Consider the following 15415-nt stretch of genomic DNA (forward strand, 5'->3'; position numbering starts at 1 on the left):
CCGGCTGGCGGTGATCATACATCGTCGGCTGGACGCTACACATCATGCCGAAGGCCGCTTGATCGTGCCCCGACCATACAGGCTGCCGGCGCGCGCAGTGGCCCGTTCGCGGCGCACTGACCTTCGCCACCTTAACCGGCCAGCGCGCACCGGCCGAGCCGAAAACAGGTCGGGGACGAGGAGATAGTCGCCAGCGGTCGAACACGGGAGATGAAACATGATCGCGCAGCCAGCGTGACAAGGATCACCCCCTAGGGGTCCACCAGCCGGTGGAAAAATCGTCCTTCGCGGGACAATGAATGAGGTGGGTTCGCGAGGGTTGCAGTATCGGTCCTATCACAACGATCAGGACGCTTCCGAGATTGTTCCGTCTCATTGTTCTGATCCCCATCAAGGCGACGGCCGAGCGCCGATCCCACAGAGAAGCACGACCCCGCGAAAGACGTCACGCGCCGGCGAAGCGGAAAGCTCGACAAGCGCTTGACTTCAACCTGACGAATAGAGCAGCAACCCTCGGACGCGCAGTGTAGGACGAACCACCTCATCAGGAGAGGCGGACATATGGTCTTAATCCGTTTTTGCGTACCCTGCCTATCCAGCATCGGCTGGATAGGCGAGTCTAGCGCAATGAGTATCTAATGGCGTTTTGATTTAATGAAGCGACCCATTAGAATGAGCGCTGGAAACGAAGGAAGGTGCCGACAGCGTTGCTCTTGCCGGCTGGAATGCCGGTCCAATTGTAACCATTGCTGTCGTGGTCGTTATGCGCCCAGTCAACTTCGGCCGTGATGGTGAGGCCGGGGACGATCTTATAGGCGACGTTCGCCGCAAGTCCAAATTCCTTGGCCTCATCATATGATACCTGAAGGTTCAAGGCAGTCTTCTCGTTGAAGGTGTAGGTGCCGCCACCCCAGACTGCCCAGTTGCCGCCCCACTGCTTGTAGAAGCCGCGGCCACCGGCCGGGATTGCCCAAGTCGCGTCCGTCAGGTTGTCGTCGGTGCCGTAGCCGGCCATGATAAACAGCGAGATCGCGTCGGTAGCATTCACGTCCAAGCGAACCTTGCCGGCTACTTCTTCATAGTTGCTGTCGTAGGCCATGACCGCGGTGATCGCGCCCCAGCCCTGCGTGTACTTCACGCCACCGACGACGTGGGGCACGTAGCTGTCGATCGTGCCCTTGACGCCGGAGCCTTCTTCAAGCGAAACCACGGCGCCGAGAAGCCGTTGCCGGCATCGAAGTAGTACTGCACGACGTTGGTGTCGAAATCGCCATAGGGAACCAGCGTATCGTTGATGACGTTGCCGGCATATCCGATGAATGTATCGAAGGCCGATTGGTCCATACCCACGCGAAGACCACCAAGTTGAATCCAGGCATAATTCAACGAGCTGCTGTTGCTGCCGTCGGAATAGTTGAAGCGGGTTTCAGTGTAGGTTTTCAAGGTCCCAAGTTCTGTTTCCTGACCAGTCCAGGTCCTAAGCGATAGGCGGACCTTCTTGTGCCAGGTATCGTTGATGCTTCCATCCTCATGGTCGACAGCACGACGGCCGTCGAACGAACCTACCTGACCGGCGGAAGCGTCCCAGCGAACATAACCACCGATGCGTAGGGAGGTTTCAGTGCCAGGAATATAGAAGTAGCCAGCGCCGTAGACGTCGCAGATCTTGACGTATTCAGCGGGCTCTGGCTCGGCGACAGTCACGGCATCAGCCGCGTGTGCGCCTGAGACAGCGGCCAAAGTCGCGGCGGAGCCAAGAAGAAGTTTCTTGATGTCCATTTTGATCTCCACTTAAAGGATTAAAATAAGGATTGGTCGCGCCTTCGCTGAAAGACACACCCCATCCCATTCCCCACGATCGAACGAAAAAGATGCGCTTCTCGCGGCATCTTCACCATTATACGGCTACCTGTAAAATTGCATAGATCAAGTTATATAGCTATGTCATTCGTGTTATATTGGCGATAGTGACACTAATGCGCTCGAATTTTATTGTACAATCAATACGATCTGGACAAATAACTCAATTTGGACAAACTGCACGTTATTACATTGTCGTGAAATGCCTAGCGCACAGCTCAACATCGCTTTGCGAGCTCGCGCCGTAGCCATTGAATTGCGCATGAATTGGGCTTCATGTCAGGAAATAGTCTCGTGCGGCCGAGATGACGTCTGGTGCCAAATCTTGTCTGAGCATTTCTATAGGAATTCGGCCGTCAAGCCGAGGTGAAGGTCGGCTTAGCCCAAGCCACGCCTGCCTAGGATTGGCGATCAAAGACAGCACCTGCCGTATACCTGGCGCAGGCCTTCCGTCGATGAACTGAGCCACGGGGAACACATGCTTGCGAGCACCTTTACGGAATGCGACCACATCATTGCGCCGTTGCCAACAATGTAGTGTCGATCGGGGTATACCGAAGCGCTGTTCAAGATATGTTGGCCCTGCCACCTGACCTGCCCAGTCTTCTATCCGCAGGCATTCGCTTTGCTGAAATCGCGGCTCTAGCACGCCGTCCCGGCTCCCCTCCATTAGACCCCCGAGCGGCTCTGCCGCACCGGCGCTGGGGTCGAATCGCCTTGCTGCCTCGACTGCTAGCCTACGAACAAATTCGGACGCAAGGGCGCTCAAATCGTCTTGAATAGCTTGTTCGCGAATTGGCGAAAGGGAACCGGCAGCGGCGACGTTGTCAGGCAGCATACCAGCCCAGATTGAACTGCGTTCCTTTATAACCTGATCGTACCGAAACAAAATCTGCTCGACTTCCTTCGCAACCAAGGTTGGAAGGTCGTCCTGGCAAGGTTCGCCTCGAAAATTTGGGGATTTGGTCATGTGACCTGGCGCTGAAAGAGTCCGCTTGGCTTTTTTGTTCGATGGAATTGAAATTACAAATTCCTGTGCTGCGGGGGGCAACCACATAACCTCGGCGGCCAGCACCGCAAGCAAAGCCAGAAGCAGGATTTCTTCGTGCGGCTAAACTCGTCGCGGTCGCTCCGTGGTGGACGAGCGGCCGCTCGTGTCCTGCGGCATGAGCATTGCGGGCGTCCTTAGACCAGCATGCAACGGCCCCCTATTCGTTGTTCTTGGCAAAGACCGGCGGCCGTCGCGCTGACCAAGGGATCGCCTCCTCGAGGTCACGGGCCACGCGAACGAGAGTCGCCTCGTCACCAAAGCGGCCGACGATCTGGATGCCGATTGGTAGGCCGTCCGCGCCATGGAAAAGCGGCAGGGAGACAGAAGGATGGCCCGTAACGTTGAAAACCGCGAGATATTGGTAGAGGGCTGCGTCGGAATCCAGAAGCTGATCAACTGTGAGGTTCTCGTTGGTCGTGGAGTAAGTGCCGTGGAGGAGCGCCGAGCATGGCATGCTGGGAGTAACCAGCACGTCGAAGTGCTTAGTCGATTCCCCCACGTCCATACGGATCTTGCGAAGGCCCTCGAATATATCTGCCGCGCGGGAGAGCGGCAGCCGCTTGGCGATCCGGTACTGCTCGAGACTGACGGGCTCCACAGTCTGCTCGTTGACCTCGCGGCCGAGCTTGCGGGCAGTGTCGTCGAGCCACGTATCGAATCCCATAGCCTGCATGCCCGCCTGGAGTTTGCGGTACTCAGCGGACACATAGGGCGGGCACATCTCCTCGATGTGATGCCCCATCGCCTCCAGATGCTTCACGGTCTTTTCAACGGCCTCGCGGATGTGCGTCTCGACCCTCATCTCTCCCCATGGCGAGGTGGCAACGCCAATCCGCAGGCGGGCAGTCGGGCGGCCGAGCTCCTCGACATAGGGCCGCTCGGGCGGTGCGATGACGAAGGGATCACCCGGAGCAGGGCCGCAGAGGACATCGAGGGCCGCCGCCATGTCTCGAACAGTGCGGCAGACCACGAACGAACGGGTCCTGCCATGCCAACCATCCTGCTCGTTGGGGCCACCGGAGACGCGGCCTCGTGAGGGGTTCAAACCGACCAAGCCACAGTTCGCCGCCGGAATGCGGGTTGACCCACCGCCGTCGCTCGCGTGTGCGATCGGGACGATACCGGCGGCGACCGCAGCCGCCGCTCCGGAAGACGAGCCGCCCGCCGTCCGTTCGAGTTGCCACGGGTTGCGCGTGATCCCGCACGCAACGGAGTCGCTCATGCCGGTCCTTCCGAACTCAGGCATGGTGGTGCGGCCCACGATGCGCAGGCCGCCCGCCCGCGCCCGCTGAACGTAGTGGCTCTCCACTGTGGGGCGGAAGCCCCGGAAGAGACGGCTCCCGCACTCCTGAAGCCGGCCTGCTTCGGTTGCCCTCAGATCCTTGCGCAGGAAAGGAACTCCGGCGAATGGCCCTGTATCCGAGCCGGAGACGGACTCAGCGTCCTCGTAAAACTCGATCACGGCATTGATCGTTGGGTTCAGGTAATCGTGCGCCTCACGCGCCAGCTGGACGAGCTCCACTGGGGTGACCTCGCGCTTGCGGACTAGTTCAGCGAGCCCCGTGGCGTCATGACTGGCGTATTCATCTAGTTTCATCGGCGAACACCTCCTAGTTGCCCTTTACGCTTCAAGACTGCTGTCAAAACTGTTCTGCGTCCAATATCTTTTTGCCATGGATTGATCGTGAATGGGTAAGAATGTCGCGGTGAAGCGTCCGTCGCGCTCGCGGCGCATATCGCCGCAGCGGCCAAAACGATGGCCGGTAAGAGCCCCGGGTCATGACCGGGTGCCTACCACGCGGCTTCGCTGTTGCTGATCTGTCTTGCGGCCGCGACGTCTCCGTGATTCTGCAGCACGGGACACGCAAGCGACGAAACTAATTCAGGCGATGTGCTTTCAGTCTTTGTTTTGATGCATGTCGTTCTCCCAAAGCCGCTGCGCACTTTTGGGCGACATGCATTAGATTCATACCGAGCAACAGGCCCCCCGACGATGTGGGTGATCGAAAGCTTCACCGGGTGGTGCGTCGCTCTTGCCTGTTCGAAGGCGACTAACAGCGTCGTACGAGCTTCACGCCTCCCAACGCGGCCTGCGACGATCGAAGAAGGCTGCGATACCTTCGGAGGCGTCACTCGTTTCCCAGGTATCTGCCAGAAGAGCGACTGTCTCGCCAATAATCGCGCCATCGATCGCCGGCCCGAGTCGACGCGCGAGGGCCTTGGCGGCGGCGACCGCCTGGGGCGAGGCCGAGCAATAGTGCCGAACTTCGCCTTCGACCGTTGCATCCAAATCGGCCGGCGGCACGGCGCGGAAAACCAGTCCGAGCTCGCAGGCTTCATCGGCGTTGAATATCCTGGCTGACATGAAGACGCTTCGCGCCCGGCCCTCTCCTATTCGAGCTAGCACATACGGAGAGATCGTAGCAGGAATGAGACCGAGTCGGACCTCGGTGAACCCGAATTTGGCGGTGTCGACGGCGACCGCGACATCGCAGACGCTGATCAGGCCGAGACCACCGCCGAATGCCAGTCCGTTAATCGACCGACCAGTGGCTTGGGCAGTTCGTTAAGGGCGCGAAGAACCTGCGCCAGCTTCTTGGCCTCAGCGATTCGCTCTGTGCGCGCGGCAGAGGCCTGTGTCCGCATCCAGGCGAGATCGGCCCCGGCACAGAAGCTGTCACCCTCGCCCGTCAGTACCACCGCTCGCACCTTGTCGTCATTGGCGAGCAGTTCGGCAGCGGCCGCTAGCTCCGCGATCATCTGTCCCGACATAGCGTTGTGCTTGTCTCGGCGGGCGAGGGTCAACGTAGCAACACCGATCTCGTCAGTTGTGACGCGGATAGTATCGAAGTTCATGGCCGCTCCTCTCTCAGGCGGCCCGCGAAGCTCGCCGCCTTCTCCAGTCGCTCCAGGTCAAGCCCCGTTTCATAACCCCTGGCTGCGAGTGTCGCGGCCACGGCGAGCGTATCGGCATTACCCTTAGCACCGGGGGCAAAAGGGCAGCCGCCAAGGCCGCCGACCGCGGCGTCAAAGGTGCGCAGGCCCTTTTCCAGACTCGCTAGAACGTTGTCGAGGGCACGGCCCTTCGTGTCATGGAAATGCCCGGCAAGCCTGTCGGCCGGCACCTCTTTCAACACGGCATCGAGCATGTCCGCGATGGTTGCAGGTGTCCCACCGCCGATTGTGTCGCCCAGCGAAATCTCATAGCAGCCCATCGCAAGGAGTTCGGCTGCCACGCTCGCGGCAGCAGCGGGCGGCATCGGCCCTTCGTAGGGGCAGTCGGTGACGCAGGATACATACCCTCGCACAGGAATGCCATCGACGGCTGCCGCAGCGAGCACGGGGCGAAAACGCTCGAGGCTCTCGACAATAGAGCAGTTGATGTTCCTCCGGCTAAAGGTTTCCGACGCAGACGCGAAGACCGCGACCTCATCAGCTTTCGCCGCTCGCGCGGCCTCATAGCCCTTTAGATTGGGAACAAGGGCAGTGTAGATCACCCTGGGCGCGCGGCGGATGCAAGCCATGACTTCGGCCCCATCCGCCATTTGAGGCACCCATTTCGGCGAGACGAATGAAGTCGCCTCGATCTTGCGGAAACCGCAATCCGACAGCATGTCAACAAGGCGCGTCTTTTCGGCGGCCGGCACGAGACGCTTCTCATTTTGCAGACCGTCGCGCGGTCCCATCTCAAAGAGACGAACGAATTCGCCCATTTGGGTCAGACCTCCAGCTCGAGACGCAACCACACGCTGGCGGAGCCTTGGTCACCAAGCCAATCTTCAGGCATTTCACTTCGGTTATCCTGAGTGGCGCTTATTTCCCGACCAACCTCACATCGACGGGGTAAATACCGCTTTCATTGGCGATGATCGGGTTGATGTCGAGTTCTGAAATGTTATCCATCTTCATGACCGCAACGGACACTGACGATATGAAGTCGGCAAGGGATCGCTTGTCGACTTTCGGATAGTTCCGGAACCCGTCGAGGAGCTTCGCAATACGCGTCTCATTGATCATGTCCAAGGCTTCTGCTGGAGAAAGCGGTGCCGCGCGAAAGGTCACGTCCTTGACCGCCTCGAGTAGGACGCCGCCCGAGCCAAACAAGATCACTGGACCGAAGATCGGATCGTTTGTGACACCCACGAATAACTCCACGCCGCGATTCACCATTGGCGTGACAATGAAACCGAATGTCGTCACCGGGGGGGCATGGGATGCGATAGCTTTCGCGATGTCGTCTGCGGCGGCGCGCGCCTCTTCTCTTGTCACTCCCAGACGCACGCCGCCTACATCAGATTTGTGCACGACAAAGGCCGAGTCCAGCTTTACCGCACAGGCGGTGGCAAAGTTGGAGACGGCCGATACCACAGCCCCCGCATCGCTTGCAGCCGACCATTCGCCGGTGTCCACGCCCAATTTCTGCAAGATCCCACGGGCTGTCGTCTCTGCCGAGAGCCCGCCGGGGACAACAACGGGCGGGGTCTCTAGTGCCAACCTTTCTTCATGCCTACCCCGCTTAGAAAGCCAATTCGCTCTTTCAAACAGCGCCTTGGAACCGCTCACGGCCCAGTCTAGCGAGGGAAAGACCTGGATGCCGCCATTTCGCAAGATGTCGTGGTTCTCCGGTTTGCGATTGGCGTAGCAGCTATGGAAAACCAGAGGCAGGCCAGTGGCATCCCGCAAAGCCACGATCCGTTCGGCCGCCGAATTCTCAGCCTTCAACAGAGAGGCATCGAATCTTATATGATACGCTCCAAATAGCCCGTTGGTCAACACGAGCCCCACCTGCGGATCTGACGCCAGGATTTCGATGCATTCGGGGAAAACGTCGGGATAGGCATCCACGGCACTCGCAACATCAATCGGATTTTCGACATTGGCCCCATCGCCGAGCACTTTTCGCAACTTGGCCTTTGTGTCTTCTGAGAGGGACGCAAACGGCACCCCCGCCCGTGATAGGGCATCAACGGCAAGTGTTGCGTGTCCACCACCGTCGGTCAGAACCGCAATTCCGGTTTCTGGTCTGGGAAGTGGGCTGGTTGCGAGAACCGCGGCAACCGGCAACAACTCATCCGAGCGATCAACTTGGGTCACGCCCATTTGGGAGATCACCTTCAGGGCGACTTCGTCGGCGCCGGCGATCGAACCTGTATGGGAAAGCGCCGCCTTCTGGCCCTCAGTTGATCGTCCGCCGCGCAACATGACGATCGCGCAGCTCCGCCCCACTCGTGCAGCCGCCTCGAGGAAGCCTCGCCCGTCAAGAAATCCCTCGTTGTAGATTGCAATCGAACGAGTGCTCTTGCGCAGGCAAAGCTCCTCGATCAACTCGCCGTATCCGACGTCGATCTGGTTACCTAATCCCGCGATTACATCGAAGCCGGGGCCGTTAATCGTGCGGCTGTCTTCGACGACCGAAAGGATCATGTTGCCGCTTTGCGTTAGGACACTGACCGGCCCGCTTGGCGGCAACTCCGGCAGGCCAATAAGGTCCGCCTTCACGGTGCAATTCAGCATCCCCGATGTGTTTGGTCCAACAATCCGGACGCCGCTTCTCAATAAGGCGTCGCTCAATCTTGTCTGCGCGGCCGATCCCTTGTCGCCTCTCTCGTGGAAGCCGTGTGCCAGAACCACTGCGCCCGCGATGCCCTTTTTGCCACACTGGATGAGGATATCCGGCACTTCCTCCGCCGGCCGAACGATCACCGCGATGTCAACACATTCGGGAAGCGCGTCGATGTCGCTGAAAACTGGTAAGCCAACGATCGTCCCTCCCCTCGGGTTGACCGGCAAGATTGGATAGCCGTAGCTGGACTTTTTCAGAGCGTTGATGATCTGATATCCGCGCTTGTCGGGGTTTGAGGATGCGCCGATGATCGCAACGGAGTGCGGCTCGAGTACGCGGCTCAAGGCGGATTTCTCAGTGTGAAGGCTTCTGGGCGCCGGCGACTCCGGCTCCCCGCAGCTAAGTATGCGGTTTAGCGTTGTTGCCTCGTTTTGCTGATCCGTGGTCATCTCTATCTTCCTTCGAAACGGGGCGAGCGGCGTTCCGCGAAGGCGGCGACGCCTTCTGCCCAATCTCTGGTCTCCATGATCGCCAGCAGATCATTGGCCTCGGTGCGAAAAAGTTTGTCAGGGCTCTGTGGGAAATTAATCGCCGCCTTGAGACGGGCCATTGGTAGCGGTGCGTTCCTTACGATCCGCTCCACCAACGCGTTCGTACGCTCTTTCAACTGATGGGCTGGCGGAGCCTCGGTTGCCAGACCAATCTCCAGGCATTTCGCGCCGGTTATCCGGTCACCTAGCAGCAAAAGACTCGCAGCATCCCTTAGTCCGATGAGTCTGGGAAGGCGGAGCGTCACACCGCCCCCGACATAAGTTCCAATGCCAACCTCGGGAAATCCAAGTTGGGCGTCGTCGGATATGAGAAGGAAATCAGCGGAGGTCGCGATCTCGGCTCCGCCGCCTAGGGCATAGCCGTGTACCTCGGCAATCACGGGCGTCTTCATCGTCTGAATCCGCTCGCACACGCTCTGCCCGAGCATAATATAGGCTTCGCGCTCATTGGGCGTCCGTTCGCCGGATTTGTGGGCTTTCAAATCAGCACCGGCACAGAACGCCCGCCCGTTTCCGGACAGGATCACGCACCGGATCCCAGGGTCGTTGTCAGCATAATTCAGGGCATCCAACGTCTGTTGATACAAGCCTTCGTTGACCGCGTTCAGGCGTTCAGGTCGATTGAAAATAATGTGAAACGCTTGGCCTTCTTGCTTCGTAACGACTTCACTCATGGACGATCTCTCAAGACACTGATCCCATACAGTCGCCACAAAACTATTGCGCGTCCAACATGTTTTAAGTATATATCAATCGCGAATGAGCAACAATATCACTCTCAGGCATTTGCGGGCGTTCGTTGCGATCGCGGAGTGCGGCGGGTATACCGCCGCAGCACGCTCCCTGAACGTCGCTCAATCGGCTTTAAGTCGAACGATCGTCGAGATCGAGGAGGAGTTGGACACACGGCTGTTCGAGCGCACCACACGAAGGGTGGTCCTTACGGCATCCGGCGAACAGCTATTGATGAATGCGCGCCGCGCTCTAGAGGAATTCGACAGTGCGCTTTCACGGTTCCAGCTTTACCATAGAGGGCTCGACGGAACCGTAAGCTTGGCTGCACTTTCTTCGGTTGCATCCATCATCCTGCCGGCGATCATTTCCGAATTCCGGAAAGCCCGGCCCAATGTTAGAATATCAGTGAAGGATGGTTTCGCAGAAGAGGTTGTTCGTTACGTGTCGGACGGACACGTCGATTTTGGCATCACTTCCTTTCCGAAGCTTACAGATCGACTAATTTGTGAACAGATCGCGGCGGATAGTCTGATATGCATTTGTTCGAAATCTCACAGATTTGCGGGTTTGGAGACGGTATCCTGGAACGATTTGGCTGACGAAGATTTCGTCTCTTTCGATCCATTGAGTAGCGTTCGCGCTTGTGTAGATCGCGCATTGCAAATTGCCGAAATCCAAGTCGGGACCATAACACAAGCTCGGGACGTCGGCACGGTCGCGGGTCTCGTCTCTGCCGATCTAGGCATATCCGTAGTGCCTAGCCTTGTCTTGCCCATGATGCAGTTTTGCGAATTCTCCCAGATCAGATTGGTAGAGCCGGTAGTCGAACGTGAGATCTATCTTGTTCACGATCCACAGACATCGATGCCTCCAGCTGCAGGAATTCTCATGGAAATGTTGCGACAGGGGGCGTGGCATGGCTTCCGACTTCCGAACGGAGCAAGGTGGGTGAATGATCGTGGGCCCCACCAGAGCACCGCCGGGTGACTGGATTGTGCATTGACCTGTTTGCCCTTGCCGGCGCATTGATCATTGATCCCGATGGCGCCTATGATGTCACGCAAATCGGCACGCGGGGACGCGCACTTCTGACCGGCTTGATGCGGTGCGGTCGTTGCGAGCGCATGATGCGTGTGATGGCCAGGCCAGGGGGAATGCACATCGGTATCAATGCCGCGACGATGACGCCCATGTCGGTGCCCGGCTTGTGGCGGAGTGCGGGTCGATTGCGCTGTTGCGTTGCAGATCCTTGAGGCGGTCTCCGATCGGGCTGTTTACGCACGATATTGCCGTCCGACCAGGTTGAGTGCTCGAGAAAAGAGATCATCGCCGCCGTGAACGGGAGCTTGAGGTCGCACGCTACGAAGCATCTCTTGCCTCACGCCGATACGAGCTTATGGATCCGGCTAGAGCGGCGGACTTTCATGTGAGTCCATACCCTGCGGCTGCGAAGTAATTTCTGCATTCTGTTGGAGAGAAGAGATTGCAGATATCGCCAATGGCCTGCCACAGGGCGTCGATGGTTCTGATGGCCTTTGCGCGCAGGTGCGCCTTGAGCTTGGCGAATGCCATTTCGATGGGATTGAGATCTGGGCTGTAGGGCGGCAGGAAGAGCAGCCATGCGCCTCTGGCCCGGATCGCTGCCTCGGCGGCCGGGCTCTTGTGGGCAGCGAGATTGTCGAGGATGACGACATCGCCCTTTGCCAGCGTCGGAGCGAGCTGCGTTTCGACATAGGTTTCGAAGATGCGCCGGTTCATCGGCGTGTCGATAACAAAAGGGGCCGTGAGCCCATGACAGCGCAACCCGGCGATGAAGGTCTGCGTCTTCCAATGCCCGAACGGTGCCTTTGAGCGCAGCCGTTGGCCCTTTAGGCAGCGGCCGCGCAGACGTGTCATCTTCGTAGTGGTTCCGGTTTCGTCGATGAACACCAGCCGATGTGGCTCAAGCCGCATCCGCGGCTGGCGCCTGGTCTGCCACTCCTGCCGCGCCTTGCTGACGTCGGGACGATCTTGCTCGCTGGCCAGCAGCGTTTTTTTTGAAGCGATAGCCATTCCTGATGAGCCAGCGCGAGATCGAGGCAGGAGCGACCTGGACGTCTGTAGCAGCGGCCAGTTCGGCGGCAAGCTCCGGCATGGTGATGTCATCCTTCTCGGCCACACGGCCAAGCAGGAACGCACGATGCGGGTCGAGCTTGGAATGGCGGCGGCCACCGCTGGCCTTGGGCGCCAGGCTCTCGGTCTTTCGATAGTTCCTCATCAGGATCACGACAAACGAAACCGACACCCCAAAATGTGCCGCCGCCGCACGCCGCGAGTGGCCAGCCTCGACAAACCGCACAACACGTTCACGCAAATCGAGCGAATAGGGCTTGGGCATGGCAAATCACCTCCTACAGGAAGTGAATCATGAACCACGCTTCACTGGAATCTGAAGGGTTCTGTGAGGTCCGGGCACAGCCGGGGCACGCAGGCTCGACGTCGGACCTCATTGCAAGCCGGATTGAACGAAGCCGCGGGCTAATCTGGCGCTATGGGGATTGTAGCCTGGAGGGGCGGTCGGGATTGTCTTCGTCGGGTGAATGAAGGGCAACCGCGATGCGACCCCAAGGGATGATGGCACGGTGGAAGGTCGACTCTTGATGGCGATCACCGCGGATTGGGTGGGGACGCCTTCTGTCGCGGGCACGAGTGCTCGCGGTCTTGTGCGGAAAGTCAAAGGTCGGCATGCCGGCGCGGATGGCGACGGATACCAAAGCTGGTGATGTGGACCTGCCGCGTACGATCATGAGGTGTTGTCCCACAAGGGACCTGGCGGCGCTTGTCCGCAGCGCCAGATGGCCAGCGTGATCATCGATCCTCCACAGCATGGGCAGCGATGCGCTAATCTGAGGGGCGCGGGCGTGCTTTCGACGCGCGGTTCGATATTGTCCTGCAGCGGGTTGGCCAGCAGCCTGCGACACAGGTCGAGCTTTGCGGCGCGATGGCCGTTGGCGAGGAATCCATAATGGCGGATGCGGTGGAAGCCGTCCGGCAGGGTGTGCAGCAGGAAGCGCCTGATGAACTCGTGCACATTCAGCGTCATGAGCTTTGCCTTGCCGCCATGCTGATAATCTCTCCAGCGGAACACAATCTTGCCGTCGGCCATGCTGACGAGCCGGGAGTTTGCGATGGCGACACGGTGGGTATAGCGACCGAGATAAGCCAGCACCTGCTCTGGCCCGCCGAACGGCGGCTTGGCATAGACGACCCATTCGAGGCGGCGGGCCTCGCCCAGCCGGCGTCTGAACACGACGGGCAGCGCCAGTTCGGCGAGATCGCCGAAGAAGCTCAACTTGCCCGCTTCATACGCTGTCCGCAGTTCCTCCAGAAAGAGTCGGCGGAACAGGCGCGACAGCACCCGCACCGGCAGGAAGAAGCCGGGCTTGCAAGAGATCCAGCGCGTTCCATCGGGCGACAGCCCACCACCTGGCACGATGCAATGGATATGGGGATGATAATGGAGGTTCTGACCCCAACTGTGCAGGACGCCGACAAGGCCGATCTCGGCTCCCAGATGTTTGGAATCGGCGGCGATGGTGCGTAGCGTCTCGGCGGCCACCTTGAACAAGATCGTGTAGACCGCCGCTTTGTTCTGGAAGGCGATCGCCGCGATTTGCGCCGGCAGCGTGAAGACGACGTGGAAATAGGGAACCGGCAGGAGTTCGCCCTGCCGCGCGGCAAGCCATTCCCGGCAGGCCTGTCCCTGGCACTTCGGGCAGTGCCGATTGCGGCAGGAATTGTAGGCGACGCGGATCGCCCCGCAGGACCGGCAGCCCTCGACATGGCCGCCCAGTTCGGCGGTCCGGCATAGCTCGATCGCGCTCATCACGCGCCGCTCGACGCGCCCGAGATGGCCGTCATGGGCCTGCCGATACGCCTCGCCGTGGCGGCGGAAGATGTCCGCCACCTCCAGTCTCGCCGACATTGGCGGAACCGGTCAGCCCGGCGGCACAACCTCAATGGTCAGCCGATCGAGCGGGCTTTCCGTCCGCCGAATGAGACCGTTCGAGACCTTCGTGTAGCGCGCCGTGCTCGACAGGTTGTTGTGGCCGAGCAGCACCTGGATGATGCGGATGTCCGTACCGTTCTCCAGCAAATGCGTGGCGAAGCTGTGCCTGAGCGTATGCACCGTCACGCGCTTGTCGATGCCGGCAGCCGCACGCGCCGAGCGGCACGCCGAATAGAGAACCTGCACATCGATGGGGCGGTCGACGCCGCGCCCGGGAAACAGCCAACCCTGCGGCTTCGCCAGCCGCCAGTAGACTCGCAGGATGCGCACAAGCTGCGCCGACAGCATCACGGTGCGGTCCTTGCCGCCCTTGCCGTGATGGACGAGGATCACGCCGCGTTCACTGTCGATGTCGCCGACCTTCAGCCCGACGGTCTCCGAGGCGCGAAGTCCCGCGGCGTAGGCCGTGGTCAATGCCGTTCGGGTCTTCAGGCTCGGCACCGCCTCCAGGAACCGGACGACCTCGTCGGCGCTCAGCACCACTGGCAGCGTGCGTGGCGAGCGGGCGTAGACGATCCGCTCCGGGATCTCGGCATGGCCCAGCGTCACGCCGTAGAAAAACCGCAGCGCGCACACCGTCTGGTTCAGCGCCGGCCACGAGACTCCCGCCGAAACCAGATGGACCTGGAAGGCGCGGACGTCCTCCAGGCCGAGCCGGTCCGGCGAGCGGTCGAAATAGCGCGAAAACTTGGCCACCGCGTGCACGTAGGATCGCTGGGTGGCCGGCGACAGATTGCGGATCGTCATGTCCTCGATCATGCGTCGGCGAAGAGGGCTCAACTCGGCCATCTCAAACTCCTGTTCTCAAGATTGCGCTTCAACAGCCGCAATCCTTCAAAACAGAAGCGTCATCCGCAAACCCACGCACCAAATGACGCGTCAGCGGCTTCGTTCAATCCCTCGCGATTCAAACTGAACGTCCGACGCTCTAAGCGTCACGTGGCCCGTGAATTGCATCCAAGTGAACCTTGCGCGGCATCACTCCTGTTAGATTCGCATCGAGGCGCGCCAGAAAACCACGCCTTATTCGCCAAAGCTCGCAGGATGAAGGTTCGTAAGACCGTATGTCCGCCTCTGCCGGTGAGGTGGCTCGCCCTACACTGCGCGTCCGAGGGTTGCTCGGGCGGGCCGAGCCGATCCTCATCACAGGAGGACGAGCCGTGGCGGATTATAGAGAAGCATTTGTCGGAATCGATGTTGCGAAGCTGAAGAACGCTATTGCGATTGCGGAGGTGGGCGAGAACAGCTAAAAGTTTTTGCTGGCTCTAAAGCCAATTTATGCCGAATCGATTTGCGAGCCCATAGAGCGGCACCCCGAGCCGGTAACATGATACGTCCGCGAAATCCTCACCGATCTATCCATGCCCTCCTCGATCCGCCCGCAGTTTACGAAGGACGCTAAGTACCCGGCGGGGCCGTGGTTGCCGTCGTCGTGCATCTCCCAGTTCATAAGTGGATGACACCAAAATCTGGCCGGCCGTTGCGAGCTTGGATTTAGTCGTCAGGATTTGTCGACTCAAAATCACTGGCGGAGTTCTTCGGACTGGGCGAGGAACCAGTCGACCAATATCTTGCATCGCTTGTTCCTGCTGACGTCGTCGCTGGCC

General features: G+C 59.6%; 9 protein-coding genes and 3 pseudogenes. 2 read left to right on the forward strand and 10 right to left on the reverse strand.

The annotated features are described in order from the left end of the window. Nucleotides 1–667: 667 nt before the first annotated feature. The 7 genes and pseudogenes from NKH67_RS31975 to NKH67_RS32000 all read right to left on the reverse strand — a co-directional run bounded on the left by NKH67_RS31975 (nucleotide 668) and on the right by NKH67_RS32000 (nucleotide 9699). Nucleotides 668–1779: pseudogene (locus NKH67_RS31975) on the reverse strand (porin). 355 nt (nucleotides 1780–2134) lie between these two features. Continuing rightward, nucleotides 2135–2917 carry an antitoxin Xre/MbcA/ParS-like domain-containing protein gene (locus NKH67_RS34240; protein WP_502893837.1) on the reverse strand — a complete coding sequence of 261 codons (783 nt, stop codon included), beginning with the start codon at nucleotides 2915–2917 and terminating at the stop codon, nucleotides 2135–2137. Between the two features lie 151 nt (nucleotides 2918–3068). Continuing rightward, nucleotides 3069–4508, reverse strand: coding sequence for an amidase (locus NKH67_RS31980; protein ID WP_353032747.1), 1440 nt, complete (start codon nucleotides 4506–4508; stop codon nucleotides 3069–3071). 474 nt (nucleotides 4509–4982) lie between these two features. Continuing rightward, nucleotides 4983–5767: pseudogene (locus tag NKH67_RS31985) on the reverse strand (crotonase/enoyl-CoA hydratase family protein). Then, nucleotides 5764–6624, reverse strand: a complete 861-nt coding sequence (locus tag NKH67_RS31990) for a hydroxymethylglutaryl-CoA lyase (RefSeq protein WP_353032749.1) — start codon at nucleotides 6622–6624, stop codon at nucleotides 5764–5766. The pseudogene NKH67_RS31985 and the gene NKH67_RS31990 overlap by 4 nt, the downstream one beginning before the upstream one ends. Before the next feature lie 100 nt (nucleotides 6625–6724). Further along, the gene (locus NKH67_RS31995) at nucleotides 6725–8923 is read right to left on the reverse strand and encodes an acetate--CoA ligase family protein (RefSeq protein WP_353032751.1); all 2199 of its coding nucleotides are present in this window, start codon (nucleotides 8921–8923) and stop codon (nucleotides 6725–6727) included. Between the two features lie 2 nt (nucleotides 8924–8925). Next, nucleotides 8926–9699 (reverse strand): enoyl-CoA hydratase/isomerase family protein, encoded by a 774-nt coding sequence (locus tag NKH67_RS32000; RefSeq protein ID WP_353032753.1) that lies wholly within the window; start codon nucleotides 9697–9699, stop codon nucleotides 8926–8928. A gap of 85 nt (nucleotides 9700–9784) precedes the next feature. On the opposite strand from NKH67_RS32000, the gene NKH67_RS32005 reads away from it, so the two are divergent. Further along, nucleotides 9785–10747 (forward strand): LysR family transcriptional regulator, encoded by a 963-nt coding sequence (locus NKH67_RS32005; RefSeq protein ID WP_353032755.1) that lies wholly within the window; start codon nucleotides 9785–9787, stop codon nucleotides 10745–10747. A gap of 435 nt (nucleotides 10748–11182) precedes the next feature. Here the strand turns inward: NKH67_RS32005 and NKH67_RS32010 are convergent. From NKH67_RS32010 to NKH67_RS32020, 3 genes are all read right to left on the reverse strand, one after another. Then, a protein-coding gene (locus tag NKH67_RS32010) for an IS630 family transposase (RefSeq protein ID WP_352619121.1) occupies nucleotides 11183–12137 on the reverse strand; the annotation gives its coding sequence in 2 pieces (ribosomal slippage) (nucleotides 11183–11819 and nucleotides 11818–12137; 957 coding nt in all). A 405-nt stretch (nucleotides 12138–12542) separates the two neighbouring features. Continuing rightward, nucleotides 12543–13724: an IS91 family transposase gene (locus NKH67_RS32015; RefSeq protein ID WP_352805889.1), complete on the reverse strand. Its 1182-nt coding sequence runs from the start codon at nucleotides 13722–13724 to the stop codon at nucleotides 12543–12545. Between the two features lie 12 nt (nucleotides 13725–13736). Further along, on the reverse strand, nucleotides 13737–14597 hold the full coding sequence (locus NKH67_RS32020; RefSeq protein WP_150834625.1) for a site-specific integrase: 861 nt from the start codon (nucleotides 14595–14597) through the stop codon (nucleotides 13737–13739). A gap of 275 nt (nucleotides 14598–14872) precedes the next feature. Here NKH67_RS32020 and NKH67_RS34245 point away from each other — a divergent pair. After that, nucleotides 14873–15052 (forward strand): annotated as a pseudogene (locus NKH67_RS34245) (IS110 family transposase); the annotation flags it as partial. Between the last annotated feature and the right edge of the window lie 363 nt (nucleotides 15053–15415).

Origin of the sequence: Mesorhizobium sp. M0968, from assembly GCF_040319065.1 — a bacterium.
GTDB lineage: Bacteria > Pseudomonadota > Alphaproteobacteria > Rhizobiales > Rhizobiaceae > Mesorhizobium.